The sequence below is a fragment of the Alteromonas sp. R7 genome (assembly GCF_055755235.1).
Genome location: NZ_JBVTQX010000005.1, coordinates 220698 through 236813, shown reverse-complemented (window position 1 = coordinate 236813; position 16116 = coordinate 220698). Strand labels below are relative to the sequence as shown.

Sequence of the window (16116 nt, the reverse complement as noted above, 5' to 3'; positions counted from 1 at the left end):
TTCAGTATAGACACAATTTTCAAGATGCAAGCGACATGGCCTCAGGTGAGCTGCTCTACTTCATCATGTTTCAATTTTTGCTTTTTGTGAAAACTGCGCAAATACATTTTTCGCCATAGGGCTTCAAAGGGACCTTGGTTGAAGTGCTTAGTAATGGCGTTCGCCAAAATAACTTGTACTGCGGTAAAGGTAATGGTGACCAGAAGCAAATCAAGCAACGTTACGCTGTAAATAAAGTTTGGAAAATAAGCGGGCATGACGATGCGAAATAGCACAGCGAGTGCTATTGATTGGGTTAGGTAGAGCGTGAACGCAACTTTGCCGCAGTTTATAAGCGACTGATACCACCACGTCGAAGTATGTCTTATGTTTATCAATAGGTGAGCGTATACCAAAGCACAGAAAATGGCTGGAATGCTAGTGAACATGGGAATCACATCTAATGTTACCTGTTCGAATAAAAATTGCGGAAGTGCAGTAATGATGGATGTGACGATAGCAACCAATACTAACTTCTTAAATATCAGTGACGAGAAGCCGTGATTGAAAAAGCCTGCCCTATACAAATAAGCGCCAAACATCATAAGCCCCATAGACTGCCACAGCATAGTGAATGGCGCGACAATAACCGTAGACAGCATAAATGACGCTTGAATACCAAGTTGCGTTAAATAGCCGCTTTGCCACAAGGCGACTTCTTCGTTAAATGTTTCACTGGGTCGCGTTGGCAGTTCAGCCCCCATGTCGAACACAAACGCCATGACGAGCCCACCAACTAACATAATTGCGCTTCCCACAATAAGGTAATGAATACTTTTCTTTTTGAGTTCATCTTGAGGGAGCGTGAAGTGTTTTAAAATAAAAAATGCGCACAGGCTGTAATAAAGCAAAATGTCGCCGCTGAAAATAAATACGCCATGCAGTAGCCCAAATACAAACAGCCACTTAAGTCTGGCTTGTGAGAAATCTAAAAAATGGTGTCCGCGCTTTTCGCAGGACTCAAATTGAATTGCCAGACCTGCACCGAACAGCAAGCAGAACAGAGAACGAAATCGTCCATCCAAAAACAGCGTGTTAAAAAGTGAAATAACCGTGTCTGATAATAGCGGCTCTTCAAAAAATGCATAGTTAGCGTAACCGTTTTGGTGAAACGTAATGTTCATGAATAAGATGCCAAGAATGGCTAAACCTCTAACGGCGTCTATTGAATGAATTCGCATGTACGGTCCTTGTAAGAAAATCGCTAATTCGTGAAGCATAAGAAGGTCAAAAACTCTGCGCTGAAGTTTACGCTAAGAAAATGCATAAGGTCGAAGTGAAAAATGTATCTAAACATTAAACGCGCTGAGGATGATTACATTGTGCATCTATCGTAAGGCGTGACAAGTAAACCTAACCAAGGTTTTGCCGTATAAGTGCTAAAAGTATTAACAAGAACCATCAATGACTCCACTTCCTTCAGTCTTTGCCCATTGGTTTGAACAAAAAGGCTGGCAACTACGCGATTATCAACACACCATGCTGGTGGAGAAAGACCAGCATGACTGTACATTATTGATTGCGCCAACCGGCGCTGGCAAAACCCTGTCTGGCTTTTTACCTAGCCTAATCGAACTTGCTGAGATGTCGAAAAACAGCGAACTTGCAGAGACATTTGGTATGAGCGAGCTTGCTGAGGCATTCGGTACGAGTGAACTTGCAGAGATGTCGGAAAACGGGGAGCTTGTTAAGGAGACCGGAACCAGTGAACAAGCCGAAACAAAAGCAATAAACAAACAGGCAACAAAAGGAAAAGAAAAGGATGGGTTCAACGGCCTACATACCCTTTACATATCGCCGCTGAAAGCACTCACGCAAGATATTCATCGTAATTTGTTACAGCCCATTGAAGAGATGGCGCTGCCGATAACGGCAGAAACACGTACTGGCGACACGCCTTCTCATAAGCGCCAGCGTCAACGTAAAAAGCCGCCAAACATACTGCTTACCACACCAGAATCGCTCATGCTGATGTTGAGCTACGCCGATGCCGATAAGCTTTTTGGCAAGCTTAAACGCGTGATCATCGACGAAACGCACAGTTTAATGGCCAACAAGCGCGGAGACTTTCTTTCACTCGCCCTCGCGCGGTTAAGCGTTCTATCACCGCATTGTAAGCGTATTGGCTTATCAGCCACCGTCGCTTTTCCCGAAACGCTAGGTGCGTGGCTGGCTGGCAGTGACGGTGTAGCTAATATTGTAAAAGTGAAAGCGGGTGAAAAACCTAAGGTGGAAATGCTGCACTCTAAAGCGCGCATGCCTTTTGGCGGCTTTATGGCTCGCTACGCCATCGATGATATTTATCAGGCTATTGAAAACGCCAAAACCACGCTGGTTTTTGTGAATACGCGAGCTCAGTCAGAGCTGTTGTTTCAAATGTTGTGGGAGGCAAACAAGGCTGCGCTGCCCATTGCGCTTTATCACGGCAGCTTGAGCAAAGAGCAGCGTCGTAAGACCGAAGCCATGATGGCAAGCGGCATGCTGAGGGCAATTGTATGTACGTCGGCCTTGGAGTTAGGTATCGACTGGGGTGATGTAGACAAGGTCATACAAGTTGGCGCACCTAAAGGTGTAAGCAGGCTGCTGCAAAGGATAGGGCGAGCAAACCACAGGCTCGACGAGCCAAGTGAAGCGTTGCTCGTACCGGCAAACCGTTTTGAAGCGCTGGAATGTCAGGCGGCGATCTCCGCTATTGAAAAAGGGGAGCTAGACGGGGAAAGCCCACAGCCAGGGGCACTGGACATTGTCCCGCAATTTATATTGAACTGCTTGTGTAGTAGGGCTGATAGCCCAGATACCTTGTATAAAGAGATACTTACCGCCACGCCATACCAAGGGCTCGATAGAGATGATTTCGACAAACTATGGCAATTTACCCAAGACGGGGGCAGTGCGCTTAATGCGTATGAAAGATATCAGCGGCTGACGAAAAACGACGATGGCACTTACTCGCCAGCGAATCGGCGGGTTATTCAACGGCACAGACAAAATATCGGCACAATCGTTGAAGCGGGTCGGCTTAAAGTAAAGCGTATACGAAGAGGAAATCAGGGCAAGATAATTGGTGAAGTAGAAGAGTATTTCGCTCAGCAGTTAACGCCCGGAGACACCTTCTATTTTGCAGGAGAAGTATTGCGTTTTGAGGCTATTCGCGACATGCAACTACACGCTAAGCCTGCAAAAGCAAAAGAGCCGAAAATACCAAGCTATGCGGGTGGCCAAATGCCGCTATCTACCTATTTGGCGGAAGGGGTACGGGCAATTTTGGCTACTCAGAAATCATGGAGAGCACTGCCTGCACAGGTACAAGAGTGGCTTAAACTTCAACAGGCGTTTTCTCAATTGCCTAGTCCTGACAACGTGCTTGTAGAACAATTTCCGTTTAGACAGGCGCACTATACCTTGTACTACACCTTCGACGGACGCAAAGCGAACCAAACCTTAGGTATGTTGCTAACGCGACGAATGGAAAAAATGGGCATTAAGCCTTTAAGCTTCAGCGTGACCGATTACGGATTATCGGTGGCTTCAGTAAACGCCATCACACAAGGGCAGCTCCAGCAGCTATTCCAACCAGATATTTTAGGGGACGAGTTAGAAGACTGGATGTTGCAGGCACCTATGCTTAAGCGCTCGTTCAGGCAAGTGGCGGTGGTGAGTGGGCTCACTGAACAGCGCTATCACGCCAGCCAAAAAACCATGAAGCAGGTCACGTTCTCCACGGACCTTATTTACGATACGTTGCGTGAACACGACCGCGACCATATCTTACTTAAAGTAGCTCGGGCCGATGCAGAACGTGAGCTACTTGATTTACGGCGACTCGCTAATTTACTTATCCGCTATGTAGATTCAGCGACATTAGTGAATCTTGAAAAGCCGTCGCCCATGGCCATTCCAATAGTGCTGGATGTGCGTAGTGAACAAGTGAAAGGCGCTGGCGCACAGGCTATCATCGAGCAAGCTAATTTATATGCCGAAGCTGAAACCATGTTAGATGAAGTGCGCGCATTGTTATCAGGGGCTAGCGTTGAATAACGTGAAGATAAACACGACCTTTAGGCTTCGCTTTCATATCTTGGCGATGCACTTCACGCCTGATACCTTGCTCAACTAACTAGAGCGGTCAGAATGCGGAGGCTACGAAGCGTAGTCCCGCAAAATTAACGAGCGGTTTCAAACCGATAATAAAAAATCACAAACGAAGAGCAAAAGAGGAAATTTTGGCAATAACTGACGCGTGGCTAACCGAAAAAGTAAGCCAGCGCCACATCACTATCACAAAATATGCAGACTACTTGTGGCTGTTAGACGCGCGCGGTGTGGCGTATTTACCCGCATGCGATTGGCTTGTAGTGTCTGATCTCCACTTAGAAAAAGGCAGTTATTTACGCAGTTATGCGAACCCGTTGCCGAGCTTGGATTCCACCGCTACGTTAACGCGATTAGAGAGCATCATCGATGATTACAAGCCACTGCGAGTAATCAGCTTAGGTGACAGCTTTCACGACAAACACAGCATGTCGCGCATGACCACTGAGGACCGTCAGCACTTATGTAGGCTTGTTGACAATGTGAACGAGTGGATGTGGGTAGAAGGTAATCATGACCCAGATTTACCCGACGGCATACCGGGTACGCCGTGTTTTGAAATAGTGTTAGATAATATGGTATTCAGGCACGAAGTAGAAACGAGTGAAACTCGTGCTCAGGTTATTGGCCATTATCACCCCAAAAAGCGCACAACCATTACTCGCCGCCGTTACTCAGGCAAATGCTTTACTAACAACGAAAATGTATTTGTGATGCCAGCCTTTGGTCAGTTCACTGGTGGGCTGGATATAGATGAAGAGGTAATGCTAACGCTTCTGCCCAAACGCTCACGACAGGTATTCATGCTCTACGACAAGATTATATTTAAAGTATGAACCACCAAAATGGGGTCAGAGTACATTTCCACCGCGGCAGAATTAAAAAAGGGGTCAGAGTACATTTTGTGACATAGATTTGTCTCGGAAAATGTACACTGACCCCATTGTTTCAAATAATGTACTCTGACCCCATTATTCGGGTTAGTCGCGCCAGCGCTTGGTTAGTTCGTCGTAGGCGTCTATGCGGCGGTCGCGGAAGTAAGGCCAAATGCGCTTCACCTGTTCGGTACGTTCCATATCAAGCTCTACGGTTAGCGTGGTTTCACCTTCAGCTTCGGCTTTGGCCAAAATCTCACCTTGCGGGCCTGCTACAAAGCTTTGTCCCCAGAACTGAATACCTGGATCACCTTCAACAGGTGACGCTTCAAATCCAGTGCGGTTTGCCACGATAACCGGTACTGAGTTTGCCACAGCGTGAGAGCGCTGAATGGTTTCCCATGCACCATGCTGACGGGTACGTTCTTCTTCTGTGTCAGTTAAATCCCAGCCGATTGCGGTAGGGTAGAACAACAAGTCCGCACCTGCCATCGCCATTAGGCGCGCCGCTTCTGGATACCACTGGTCCCAACACACCAATACGCCAAGTTTACCTACGCTGGTTTCAATAGGCGTGAAGCCCATATCGCCCGGTGTGAAGTAAAACTTCTCGTAAAAGCCTGGGTCATCAGGAATATGCATTTTACGATATTTGCCCGCAATTTCTTTACTGCGGTCGAACACGACTGCGGTGTTGTGATACAAACCTGAACCGCGCTTTTCAAATAAAGATGTCACCAACACGATATTGTGTTTTTCGGCTAGTTCACCAAAAAATTCTGTCGCAGGTCCAGGAATTGGTTCAGCCAAATCAAAGGCGTCAGTATCTTCTTGCTGGCAAAAATACAGGGTGCTGTGTAGTTCTTGAAGCAAAATACACTCGCATCCTTCAGCGGCTAATTTGGCAATTTGCTCGGCACTTTTATTCCAGTTCGTTGCTTTATCGTTATCGGCAACGGCCTGTTGTACCAGACCCACTTTTAGCTTAGCTGGGCGCATGTAATGACACTCCTTTCTTTAAGGTGGTGATAATCGAATCTTTTAATGTATTTGTGGGAACCTGCATGGAAATGCAATGCAAGCTGCCGTATTGTCTTACGAGTACACTGCAATCGATTGGTTCAACAATATGATTGGGATGTGCTCTTTGTACAGTCTCAATGGCTTCTGCGTCTTCCTCTTCACCGTAAACAGGCAATAATATTGCGTTGTTACAAATTAAGTAATTTGCGTACGATGCCGGCAGGCGGTCCCCTTCGTCATTTACAATATTAGGCAGCGGCAGATGAAACTGTTCATGCTCAGGCAGCTCAAGGGCGCACTCGTCGCACAACGCTTTCAACCCTTCAAAGTGACTGTCATTAGGACGGTTGTTACACGCCTGGATCACTAGGCCTTTGTTCGGCGTGAAACGCACTAATGTGTCGATGTGACCGTCAGTATCATCGCCTTCTAAATGACCATGTTGCAAAATAGTAACTTTGCTGCAGCCTAGCATATCTTTAAATGCATCTTCGTAAGCACTTAACGACATATCACCGTTACGTTCAGGGTTAAGTAAACACTGGGCAGTACTTAATAGGTGTCCGCCTTCATCAATTTCCAGCGCGCCACCTTCTGCCACAATTGGGCTGCTGCGAAGTACAGATTTACACATGCTGGCAAGATAACGCTGATTCGCCAGATTATCTTCAGCGGCGTTAAACTTTTTGCCCCAACCGTTAAAGCGAAATTCTACCGGCGAGCCATTGCCTTCACTGTCTTTACAAGTGATGAAGCCGTAGTCGCGCATCCATGTGTCGTTAAATGAGGCAGGAACAATAAGCACTCGAGCGTTCTCTGGTAAACGAGAATTAAGATCGTCTACGTCACTCGGCGCACATAATAAAATCACACCCGCATCGTTGCGGTTTACTGCAGCAATCACGTTCAGATACGTCGCTCTCGCGTCTTCTAACCATGGAGCCCAGTCGGTTTGCGCATGAGGCCACGCTAACATAACAGCATCAATGTTATGCCATTCAGGCGCCATAGTACGGTTGCCGTGCATAGTAAAATTCCAAATAGCTACGAAATAGGGTTCGGATTATAGCCATGCCTCAGCATGAGACCAAGGCAAATGGCGATGAAATTAATTGGCGGTGACGATTACTTTAAGCCATAAGGAAAACTGAAATGAACGAAAAGGGGGCGGTTTTTATTTCAAATGCCGCCCACCGTTGAGGTGAAGGGTTTGCCCTGTCACATAGTCACTATCAAATAAATAGTTCACGGCTTTCACGGCCTCTTGCGCCCCCGGTACTATCTCTAATAGTGATTTTTCTAACGCTTTTTGCTTATAAGCTTCGTCATCACCCTCATTGAACATAAGCAAAGCTGGGGCAATGCTATTTACTTTTACCTTTGGTGCGAGCTTCTTAGCAAATGATAGGGTCAGGTTGTGCAGGGCTGCCTTACTTGCCGCATAAGCCATGTGTTTCTCGCTGCCTGTTTCTTGAACGTAGTCAGTCATATGAATAATGTCAGATTGAACGTCGCAATCACAAAGAGCCTTTTCAAGTGCCAAGTTTATGCGGTAAGGGGCAACAGCATGGACCAACATCATTCGTTCAATCAAGCTATGCTTGTCATGGTTATCTTTTTCTTGCGCCCAATCTGACGCGTTGTGGATCACCGCTCGATAGGTTTTACTGATTGCCTTAATCTCATCAATTGCTCGATCAATAGCCGCCTCAGTGCTAAAATCCGCCTGTAAGACTGTAGCACCTTTATCCTCAAGCATTGAAATACTTGGACGAAGTGTTCGATAAGTCACGACAACGTGGTGGCCCTGGTCAAGTAAACTATTGGCCATAGCTAAGCCTAAACGTTGGCTTGCGCCTGTAATTAACACAGGTGAATTCAAGATGATGTCCTTCTTTCGTAAAAGGTAACGGTTTTATTATTCTGTGCCAAATGCACAGTCGGTAGCAATGACATTAAATAAAAGTCATGTTGCCAAGTAATCGATCTGTAACGAACTCATGCTCGTACAAGATCAAAAAAGAAGTAACTACGGATAAAGTAATGTTAGCAAAAGAAGCGGTAATTGTGCGCGACGCACTAGACCCCTCTATTTCAGAGCCAGCACAACGTGTACGAGAAGCATTAGAAGCTAAAGGTTTAGAAACACCTATGGTGGCTAATGGTCTTACTGACGAGCAAAAGCGCAAACGAATTGAAAGTGCTATGCGTGACGTAATGGACACGCTTGGCCTTGATCTAACTGACGACAGTTTGTGTGATACGCCCACGCGAATCGCTAAAATGTATGTTAATGAAATCTTCGGTGGATTGGACTACCGCAAATTTCCTAAGATTACTGCCATTGAAAACAAAATGCAGATTGACCAGCCTGTACAGGTATCTGATATAAGCCTGACCAGCACCTGCGAACACCACTTTGTTACTATTGATGGCACGGCAACCGTTTCTTATATTCCAAAAGATACAGTAATCGGCCTTTCAAAGATTAACCGTCTTGTGGGTTTCTTTGCTCAACGTCCACAGGTACAAGAGCGTTTAACTCAACAAGTGTTAGTTGCGTTGCAGACGTTGACCAATACTGAAGACGTAGCGGTGAGCATTAACGCCACGCACTATTGCGTTAAGGCGAGAGGGATCCGTGATACTAATTCATATACGAAAACGTCTGCGCTCGGCGGCCGTTTCCTCACTGATAATGAATTGAAACGAGAGTTCTTTCGGTAGTTGATGCTTGTTGAAATTCCTGCATCGGAACTTTATTCAAGAACTTTAAAAGCCGCTCATGAAGCGGCTTTTTGTTTGCTAACATTTTGCTACGCTTTCCAATGCGCTTTATTTGATAACAAGCTCTGCATCCAGTGAATCGACAATCAAATTGATACGGCCACCAATACCATCGGCCGCCGTTAAACTGAGTACTTTATTGCAGCACCCACAAGATTCATGCTGTTCGTGATACATGTCGCGAACTGTTTCTAACTGGAAGTCATTTATTGCGCCGCAATACGGGCACATGTATTCCAAAGCACTATCACTTTGCATCGTTTTATCCGTTACCATGTTAAACATATCCATATGACATAAGTCGAATCCCGCTGTGTAATACTTCTGCGTGAAGCAAGAAACAAACCACACACAACAAGAAGAGTGCTACTTCCGCGTCAATCAGTTTGAGAGCCAGTCAAACACAGGCCAAGCTACCAAAGTTATGCGGAAGCTACGTGAACTATCTATTCACTATAAAAAGTATAGTGGGTATTTATTGGTGTGCCTGTGAAAAAATGACTTATTCGATAAGTCACTGGCAGTAAAGATAATTAATTTGGCGACTAAGCCGCGGATAACTTGCTAACCACTTTTCAAACAGCAATTAGCAAGATATGACGAAAGCTCGAGCTCTAATCAGTAAGAAGCCACATTTGTTGAAAAGGCTCAAGCAATAGTGGTGATGCATTCATTTCGACCGTTTCATCAGTTAGCAAATCTCGGCTTGATGCGCCCTTTAGTGTTGCCAAAAGGCTACGCTGAATGGTCTGAGGGTGCTCACTGAAGTTACATATCACAAGCAGCTTGTGACCCTGTGTATTTTCCCGAAGAAAAGCAAAGCAATGATGGTTATCGGCATCTAAAATTTGGGTGCTAGACTGCCCGAAAATCGCATTTTGCTTTCTAATTGCTATCATTTTGCGCAATCCGTTAAACACGCGAAGGCTCGCAGTCTCTGTAGGGTTGGCAGGCGACGTGTTTCCTAGCGCCAATTCCGTATCTGCGCGGGTAACAGCAATTCGGTTTACCCATCTGTCGTCGTGCTTTTTGGTGTCATCAAATCGATAGCTGTAGTCATTAAGCTTGCCTACTTCATCACTTGAGTAAAGTAGCGGAATACCTCCAATGCTAAAGGTGATACCGTAAAGCAGCATCATTCGTTTCACAGCGTCATCAATGCCTTTTGAATCGTTGGATTTAAGTGCGCCTTCTAGCCCACATAAAGAGGCCAGTGAACCACACACACGACAATCGCCGTTAGAAGGGTTTTCAGCAAACGGCACGCCGTTGGCAAAACTTCCTTCAAAACGACCGGTATAAAATTGATTAAGAAAATGGCGGTGATCGAATGCGTTAATACCCAGTTCGTTGGCTACCGCGTCGTCGAAGGTCCATCCGATATCGTCGTGGCATCGCACGTAGTTCACCCATGTGCAGTTCTCAGAAATAGAGAAGCTCTTTTTCATTGAGCGCGTAAGCAAACGGGTTTTACGCGTGGCTAACGAATTCCACAGCAGTGCCATTAGCAAAGGGTTGTAGGATAGCTGACACTCATCTTTGTCGATGTACTTAAGTACTTCGTCAGGGTGCACGATGGCTTCTGACTTAAAGACCACGGCAGGCGCTACAATTTGTAAGCAACAGTTGAACGCTTGTATAAGAACATGGGCCTTTTCCTGATTTTCGCAGTTAGTACCAAGCTCTTTCCAAATAAAGGCCAACGCATCTAAACGCAGTGCAGCGCTACCTATATTGGCCAGAAACAACATTTCAGACGTGATAGCGTTAAACACCTCAGGATTACTGTAGTTTAAATCCCATTGAAAGCTGTTAAATGTCGTCCATACCCATTTTTCTATCTGTTCATTAAAGGTAAAGCTACCTCTTCTTACCTGGGGAAATATTTCTCTTAAAGTATGTTCGTACTGATCGGGAATGGTTCTGTCATCGAAAAGGTAGTAGTAGTCTTGAAACTGCTTCTCACCAGCCAGTGCAGCTTTCGCCCAAGCGTGCTCGTCAGAGGTATGATTGAACACAAAGTCGAGAACAAGGTTTATTCCCTCTTTCTGAAGTGCTGAAGCAAGCTTTTCCAGGTCTTTCACTGTGCCTAGCGTTGGATTAACCTTGCGATAATCCGACACAGCATATCCTCCATCGCTATCCCCTTTGGGCGCATCGTATAAAGGCATTAAGTGCACATAGGTAACGCCTAAAGACTTAAAGTAGGGAATTTTGTCATGCAAGTCATTCAGAGTGGGGCCCATCAGGTCAACATAGCAGGCCATGCCGACTTGCTGTTCATCGCGATACCAAAGCGGGTTTTTTAACCTTTCATTATCAAGCTTTTTGAGGGCTGGTTTACGGCTTTTTAACCCGTCTCTTAATATTTCAACCAGTTTTTGTAAATGAAAGTAGCAGTCATACTGGTGCCCATAAACGTAGGTATATTTGTCAAAAAGACGAGGAAAATGTTCCTTCAAGCGACGCGTAAAAGTTGTTGCATCTTTCTTACTTAGGCCAGATAAATCGGTTGATGCCAAGATTCGGTCTAAACATACACCACTGTCAGCAGCATAGCTCATAGAAAACTCCAAAGTGCGACGCTTAGGTGCGTCATACAACCTATCCTAATTAACAGGTTTACAGGCTTTTTAAATTCTGTTAACTTTTATCTTAAACGATTAAGCTCATTTATCAAGTTTATTACATCGTTATTTTTGACCTACTGAATGCGTGCAATGATCAACGTGTTTTTGTGAAGTTTAGAAGGGCGGAACAAGGCCTTTCATACCGTGCTTGTGAGACAGACTATGCCCAATCATGATCCTAGTAGCAGAATTATCAGATGGCTAACCTACCTAATGTTTATGATGTTTGCGATGACGTCAGACTCGGTAGGCGAGATAATCAAAGAAGTGAAAGTGGCGTTCTCTGTCACCAATGCTCAAGCAAGCTTAATGCATTCACTCCCCATGTTAGGTATTGCCTTATCGGGTCTATTCCTTGGTTTTTTGGCTGATAAGTTAGGCCGCAAGCCTACCATTATCATTGGTTTAGCGTTGTTTGGCCTTGCATGCTACAGCTTCTTAATTGCTAACGACTTTGTGTTGATTGTAAGTTTAATGAGCTTATCTGGTGTTGCCGTGGGTATCTTTAAAACAGGTGCGCTGGCGCTCATCGGTGATATTTCAACATCGACCAAGCAGCACACAGCAACTATGAATGGAGCAGAAGCCTTCTTTGGCGTTGGCGCAATTATCGGGCCTCTTATTGTCGCTTATCTTATTCATCAAGGCGTTGCATGGCAGTGGCTTTATGTAATCGCTGGTGGTGTTTGTACGCTACTTATAATCGGTGCTTTGCTGGTGAAATACCCCGCTTACACTCGAGATACAGCCTCAGGTGAAAAGAAAGTATCGATAGCGCAGAGCTTAAGTTTAGTGAAAAACCCCTATGCTTTAGGATTTTCAGTAGGCGCGTTTTTATATGTCGCCGCAGAAAGCGCCATTTATGTGTGGATGCCGAGTTATTTAGTGTGCGATGCGACTACGCTTAAAGCGACCTACGATTGTTATACTGAAGGCTTCTCTCAGACCCTTGCAATATACTCGGTAACGGCATTCTTTATCCTTCGTGCTGCAGGGCGTTTCGTAGGCATCTGGATGATGTCTCACTTCAACTGGGCATTGGTTCTTATGGTGTTCACTGGTGCTATTGTACTGTGTTTCGGTCTTGGTCTGTGGGGCGGAAAACAGCTTGCGTTGTTTCTATTCCCGCTAACGGGCATTTTTATGTCAGTAATTTATCCTACCTTTAACTCAAAAGGCATAAGCTGTTTCCCAAAACATCAACACGGAAGCGTAGCCGGAGTAATCTTGTTCTTCACCGCAGCAGGTGCGGCCGCAGGGCCTTTCATCATGGGCCTGGTGAGCGACGCCAACGGTGGCGACGCCAAGTATGGCTTTATGGTAGCCACGGGTTTTGCTGCCGTGCTCTTTGTTGGCTTGGTGTATAACTACATTAAGAACCCTACCAAAGAACGTTTAGCGGAAATTGAGGCAAGCGAATACGCCAACTAAATGCAATGCTCGCTCTTTATTCCTTAAAACCGTAACGTGCCGGGCTTGCTCTCGGCACTGGTTTTTCCTCACGTTGTTGTTTAAGCTTCGGTTATTCCTATCAGTTTCTAGTCTAATCACGTTCCATGGATGAGTTAAAACAAGCGCAAGCCCTTTACGACACTCTCGTAGAATTTGCAGTGACCTACAGTTTCCAAATTGTAGGCGCCATCATTATTTTTCTGCTTGGCTGGTGGGTGGCCAATAAAATAGGCCACATGGTTGAAAACCTGATGGTCAGCAGAAATATCGATATTACGCTGAGCCGCTTTACCGGCGGTGCCAGCAAGCTAGTGGTATTGGGTATCGTAATAATTATAGCATTAGGTAATGTGGGCATTAGCGTAACCCCACTTATAGCCGCCGTAGGTGCTGTAGGTTTAGGTGCAGGTTTAGCTATTCAAGGTATGTTGGCCAATTATGCCGCTGGCTTTACCATAATTATTACCCGTCCTTTCGTTGTTGGCGACACTATCCGCGTGCGTGGTGTTGCAGGGGTGGTCGATCAAGTCATGTTGCCCTATACCATTCTTATTGACGAAGACAATGTTCACATCCAAATACCCAACAAACTGATAGTCGGTGAAATCTTGCATAATTCTGCAGAGAACATGTTGATTGAACTTGAAATTGGCGTTGCCTATTCCAGTAAGGTCGATGAGGTAATCGATGTGATTCGCAAGGCTGTTGAAACGGTAGATGGAGTCAGCGAAGAAAAGTCACCCGCCATTGGTGTAGATAATTTTGGCGACAGCAGTATTAACTTTGGTATTCGGGTTTGGGCGCCAGCTGTAAGGCATTTCGAAGTGCGCTATGCACTAAACCAAGCCATTTTCAATGCCCTTCAGCAGCATGATATTGAAATACCATTCCCGCAGCGGGAAGTCAGGATGCTCGACCAATAAAAGTTTGTATCGCTATTGATAAAAATGCCGACTAAGAGACCCCTTATTCGGCATTTTTCTATTACGGCTTCGCGATTTTTAGATTTCGTATAGCTCTAGGGGTAAACCGTCAGGATCTTGGAAAAATGTAAAGCGTTTGCCGGTGTATTCATCGGTTCTCACTGGCTCGCATTCAACTCGCTTATTCGTTAGGTGGTTAATCATTTCATCAAGGTTGTCCACCTTGAACGCTAAGTGCCTAAGTCCTTGCGCTTCTGGGCGCGACGGTCTTTGCGGTGCCCCCGGAAACGAAAAAAGCTCAATCTGACTGCCATCAGGTAACGCGAGGTCACATTTGTAAGAGTCTCTGGCTTCACGGTAGTTTTCATCAATAATCGAGAAGCCCAACACGTCCGTGTAAAACGTCTTTGAGCGAGGGTAGTCACTACAAATGATAGCAACGTGGTGAAAGCCTTTCAGCATCTTAATTTCCTTAATATTTATGCTTACGGCATCTCTTGACCGCGAGCAGCCTCAAATAACTTGTACCAGTGCTCTCGACTTAAATGAACATCTTCAGCCTTTTGGCTTGCTTTAATTCTGTCAATATTGGTACTGCCCAAAACGGGCGCAATGTTGGCAGGATGTCGCATCAACCAGGCCAAAACAATCGCTTCAGGCGTAGTTTGATATTCACCTGCAAGTTGAGCCACTAAGTCTGCTGTTGCACGGTCATTACTATTTTCAACTTTTGCACCTGTGTATCTACCTTGTGCCAAGCTTCCCCATGCCTGAAGTTGCACGTTGTTCATCATGCAGTATTCAAGTGTGCCGGGCGCATAACCTGTATCGCGATTAGCAGCACTGTTGGTAGTAATGCCGTCTTCTAACCAGTCTCTAAAGCCAAGGCTCATTTCAAGTTGGTTGGCAACAATAGGTGTGGAAAGTGCAGACTGCAGGTAATTAATTTGGTGACCATGCATGTTTGAAACGCCAACATGCTTTATTTTACCTTGCTGCTGAAGCAGCTTCAGTGTACCGGCGACTTCGTCTAGCTCCATAAGTGGATCTGGACGATGCAGCAGCAGTATATCAAGCTGTTCTATTCCTAATCTAGAGAGAATGCCTTCAACCGACGTGTGAATGTGATTTGCTGAAAAGTCGTAACGCTTTGGTCCTAAATCATCCTCAAATCGTATTGCACATTTAGATTGGATAATCATTTTGTCTTTTAATTCGGGCGCTTGCTTGAGCGCTTCACCAAAAACCGTTTCGGCTTTGCCGAACGTATAAATATCAGCATGATCAAACACATTAATATCTAAACTCAGTACAGTATCGATGATGCTTCTTGCTTGGCTTATATCGGCTTTGGTTGCCGGTTTGTCGTTCCAACCGCCACCTAAGCCCATGCATCCATATATTAGGCGGCTTGCGTGTGGAAAGTGTGCATTCATGTCATTTTCTCCCTGTTTGAGAATATCGAGTGGGCAGGGCCTGTATTAGCTCAAGGCTTGTTTTAAAAGCACTGTAATATGGTCCAAGCGATAAGAAAAGTCTGATTAGGCGAGCGTATTTTTACTGTCGACCGTTAGCCTAGCTTGAAGGTTTATGGTGTTGCAGCACCGATAAAGATCATTTTTGCGATGTAGGCGTGTATTTAAATCAATCAGTGGGCTTTTTAAAAGCTGAGTTCAAGGAAAAGAGGGCATATGTTTAAGCAGTTAGTTTCAATGATTATGGCGGGTATGGTGTGTGTGGGCTTGTCTGGCTGTACTGGCGTACCTGACAAGGTAGTGCCGGTTGAAGGCTTTGAGCTTCCTCGTTATTTAGGGAAGTGGTATGAAATAGCGCGCTTTGACCATAGCTTCGAAGAAGGATTAAGCGAAGTTACGGCAACCTATAGCATGCGCGATGACGGAGGGGTTAAGGTAATTAATCGCGGTTTTTCAGTAGAAGAAAATGCATGGGATGAAGCCGAGGGCAAAGCGTATTTTGTAGAGTCTGAAACGACAGGGCATCTGAAAGTATCGTTCTTTGGCCCATTTTACGCTAGCTATGTAATTATGGAGCTAGATAAAGAAGGTTATCAATATGCTTTGATAACAGGCCCAGATAAAGACTACCTTTGGATTTTAGCGCGAACACCTTCTATTTCAGATGAAGTCCGCACCCGTTTACTAGAAAAAGCGACATCGGCTGGGTACGACGTTAGCAAGCTTATTTGGGTAGAGCACGGCGAAGAGAATTCATAGCCACTTTCGAGCGAGTTGTTCTGCGCGCAAAATGGGAATTGTGCTATTATTGCGCGCATCT

General features: G+C 45.4%; 14 protein-coding genes. 6 read left to right on the top strand and 8 right to left on the bottom strand.

Going from position 1 to position 16116, the window contains the following annotated elements:
- Window positions 1–41: 41 nt before the first annotated feature.
- Window positions 42–1220 (bottom strand): DUF418 domain-containing protein, encoded by a 1179-nt coding sequence (locus AC0J2X_RS10315; RefSeq protein ID WP_061486722.1) that lies wholly within the window; start codon window positions 1218–1220, stop codon window positions 42–44.
- A gap of 223 nt (window positions 1221–1443) precedes the next feature.
- Here AC0J2X_RS10315 and AC0J2X_RS10310 point away from each other — a divergent pair, with 223 nt between their 5' ends.
- Window positions 1444–4077, top strand: coding sequence for a ligase-associated DNA damage response DEXH box helicase (locus tag AC0J2X_RS10310; protein WP_278711749.1), 2634 nt, complete (start codon window positions 1444–1446; stop codon window positions 4075–4077).
- Window positions 4078–4262: 185 nt separating this feature from the next.
- On the top strand, window positions 4263–4967 hold the full coding sequence (pdeM, locus tag AC0J2X_RS10305) for a ligase-associated DNA damage response endonuclease PdeM (protein WP_069945103.1): 705 nt from the start codon (window positions 4263–4265) through the stop codon (window positions 4965–4967).
- Between the two features lie 144 nt (window positions 4968–5111).
- On the opposite strand, the gene AC0J2X_RS10300 is transcribed toward pdeM, so the two are convergent.
- The 3 genes from AC0J2X_RS10300 to folM form a co-directional block, all read right to left on the bottom strand.
- Window positions 5112–6005 (bottom strand): carbon-nitrogen hydrolase, encoded by an 894-nt coding sequence (locus tag AC0J2X_RS10300; protein WP_039229281.1) that lies wholly within the window; start codon window positions 6003–6005, stop codon window positions 5112–5114.
- Window positions 5992–7056, bottom strand: coding sequence for an agmatine deiminase family protein (locus AC0J2X_RS10295; RefSeq protein WP_069945102.1), 1065 nt, complete (start codon window positions 7054–7056; stop codon window positions 5992–5994). The genes AC0J2X_RS10300 and AC0J2X_RS10295 overlap by 14 nt, the downstream gene beginning before the upstream one ends.
- A gap of 147 nt (window positions 7057–7203) precedes the next feature.
- Entirely contained in the window at window positions 7204–7911 is a 708-nt protein-coding gene (folM, locus tag AC0J2X_RS10290; protein ID WP_014977635.1) for a dihydromonapterin reductase, read from the bottom strand.
- Between the two features lie 161 nt (window positions 7912–8072).
- Here folM and folE point away from each other — a divergent pair, with 161 nt between their 5' ends.
- The gene (gene folE, locus AC0J2X_RS10285; RefSeq protein WP_014951061.1) at window positions 8073–8756 is read left to right on the top strand and encodes a GTP cyclohydrolase I FolE; all 684 of its coding nucleotides are present in this window, start codon (window positions 8073–8075) and stop codon (window positions 8754–8756) included.
- A gap of 108 nt (window positions 8757–8864) precedes the next feature.
- On the opposite strand, the gene AC0J2X_RS10280 is transcribed toward folE, so the two are convergent.
- Together AC0J2X_RS10280 and AC0J2X_RS10275 are read right to left on the bottom strand one after the other, a co-directional pair.
- A complete protein-coding gene (locus tag AC0J2X_RS10280; RefSeq protein WP_230598813.1) occupies window positions 8865–9092 on the bottom strand; it encodes a hypothetical protein in 228 nt (75 codons plus the stop codon).
- A 338-nt stretch (window positions 9093–9430) separates the two neighbouring features.
- Entirely contained in the window at window positions 9431–11380 is a 1950-nt protein-coding gene (locus tag AC0J2X_RS10275) for an amylosucrase (protein WP_252119276.1), read from the bottom strand.
- Between the two features lie 279 nt (window positions 11381–11659).
- On the opposite strand from AC0J2X_RS10275, the gene AC0J2X_RS10270 reads away from it, so the two are divergent.
- The gene (locus tag AC0J2X_RS10270) at window positions 11660–12877 is read left to right on the top strand and encodes an MFS transporter (protein WP_014980533.1); all 1218 of its coding nucleotides are present in this window, start codon (window positions 11660–11662) and stop codon (window positions 12875–12877) included.
- Window positions 12878–13002: 125 nt separating this feature from the next.
- Window positions 13003–13821: a mechanosensitive ion channel family protein gene (locus AC0J2X_RS10265; protein WP_014977631.1), complete on the top strand. Its 819-nt coding sequence runs from the start codon at window positions 13003–13005 to the stop codon at window positions 13819–13821.
- Between the two features lie 78 nt (window positions 13822–13899).
- Here the strand turns inward: AC0J2X_RS10265 and gloA2 are convergent, their stop codons facing one another.
- Together gloA2 and AC0J2X_RS10255 are read right to left on the bottom strand one after the other, a co-directional pair.
- Window positions 13900–14283: an SMU1112c/YaeR family gloxylase I-like metalloprotein gene (gene gloA2, locus AC0J2X_RS10260; protein WP_014951056.1), complete on the bottom strand. Its 384-nt coding sequence runs from the start codon at window positions 14281–14283 to the stop codon at window positions 13900–13902.
- A gap of 23 nt (window positions 14284–14306) precedes the next feature.
- On the bottom strand, window positions 14307–15257 hold the full coding sequence (locus AC0J2X_RS10255; protein ID WP_061486714.1) for an aldo/keto reductase: 951 nt from the start codon (window positions 15255–15257) through the stop codon (window positions 14307–14309).
- Between the two features lie 255 nt (window positions 15258–15512).
- Between AC0J2X_RS10255 and AC0J2X_RS10250 the strand changes: the two genes are divergently transcribed.
- Window positions 15513–16055 (top strand): lipocalin family protein, encoded by a 543-nt coding sequence (locus AC0J2X_RS10250; protein WP_014951054.1) that lies wholly within the window; start codon window positions 15513–15515, stop codon window positions 16053–16055.
- Window positions 16056–16116: the final 61 nt, after the last annotated feature.